Source organism: Streptomyces sp. 8L (assembly GCF_020176795.1).
Lineage (GTDB): Bacteria > Actinomycetota > Actinomycetes > Streptomycetales > Streptomycetaceae > Streptomyces.
Window position 1 is genome coordinate 1 of sequence record NZ_JAIUKE010000864.1, and the last position, 1,567, is coordinate 1,567.

Annotated in this window: 1 pseudogene; it reads right to left on the reverse strand. The window is 65.9% G+C overall.

The features are described 5' to 3' along the window. Positions 1-116 precede the first annotated feature (116 nt). Positions 117-1,352: pseudogene (locus LCE31_RS39510) on the reverse strand (IS110 family transposase). Positions 1,353-1,567 lie beyond the last annotated feature (215 nt).

Below are 1,567 nucleotides of genomic sequence, written 5' to 3' on the forward strand. Positions count from 1 at the left end.
ATCCATCACAACAGGTCAACGGAACAAGCGATCAAAGGGACACGCCACCGGCGAGTGAACCTGACCAGGCCCTACTAGAACCCAAGCAGCATGCGCGGGGGCCCCTATGGGTTTCGTCAACCGGTAGGGGTGGGTTGGGGTTCGTAGAAGGTGCCGTCGCGGAGTATCGCGAAGAGCACGTCGGCTCGTCGTCTCGCGAGGCAGGGGTGGGCTTGGGTGTGGTGCTTGCCCTGGTTGATCTTCTTGTCGTAGTAGGTGCGGGAGGCGGGGTCGGGCAGGGCGGCGAACGCGGAGAGGAAGAACGTTCTCTTGAGCTGCTTGTTTCCGCGTCGACAGGGTTGTTCTCCGCGGATCGAGGAGCCCGAACTGCGGGTGGTCGGGGCGAGGCCGGCGTAGGAGGCAAGGTGGGCGGCGGACGGGAAGCCGCTGCCGTCGCCGACGTCAATGAGGATCCTCGCTCCGGTCCTGACGCCGATCCCCGGCAGGGATGTCAGGACCTTTGAAAGAGAGTGGTTGGCCAGCAGTTCCTCGATCTTGGTAGCGAGGATTTTCCGCTGGTCGAGCACTGCCTGGAGGGAGGCGGCGAGGCTGGGGACGATCAGTGCGGCGGCCTCGGTGCCCGAAACGATCACGGTCTGTTCGTCCAGGGCGGTGAAGATCTCGTCGACCAGGCGCTCGGGCATCCTGGGGGCCATCGGGCGTATGAGGGTGATCAGTCGTCGGCGTCCGGCCTTGCGGATCTGGGCGGGGGATCCGAAGCGTTCCAGCAGGGTCAGGACGGCCGGGTGCTGGATGCGCGGGCCGACGACTCGTTCCAGGTGCGGGTGGATCTGGGTCAGCAGTCAGCGGAGCCGGTTGGCGACCCGGGTGACCTCGCCTGCGAGGTCGTCGTCGAAGCCCACGATCATCTCCAGCTCGGCGACCGTCTCGTCGGTGAACTCGATGGACCGCAGTGTGTGCGGCATCGCCCGGGCGGCGTCCGCGATGATGAACGCGTCCCTCGCGTCGGTCTTGGCCTCGCCCGGGTAGAGGTCGGCGATCTGCCGCATCGTCAGTCCGGGCAGGTAGGCGACTTTGCAGCCCGCGTCCCGAGCCACGGCCAGCGGCAGAGCCCCGATGGACGCGGGCTGGTCGACGACCACCAGTACGGTGCCGTGCTTCGCGGTCAGCTTGGCGAAGACCTCGCGGAGTTTGGGCTCGCTGTTGGGCAGCCGCTTGTCGAAGGCTTTCTCCCCGGCCGGGGTCAGCGCGGTGGCGTGGTGTTCGCCCTTGCCGACGTCCAGGCCGAGGAAGGCGCCGATGTCACTGGTGTCGATCACAAGCACTCTCCGGTCGTACGGTCCCGGCCTCATCTGCGGCACCAGTTGCCGGCATCCAATTTACGAAGAACCTCCCTGCCTCCCGGAGGAGTTGGTGGTCATGCCCCTCATCAGCGGTCTACCAGTACCTCCGGGAGCGGTGACACCACCCCCCAGATCATGATCAACAGGGGGGTGCCCCTATCTCTTTCGTCAAGGGGCGGGCCGGTTGATTGGTGATGTTTCAGGTGGCTTGGGGGACGGCTTGA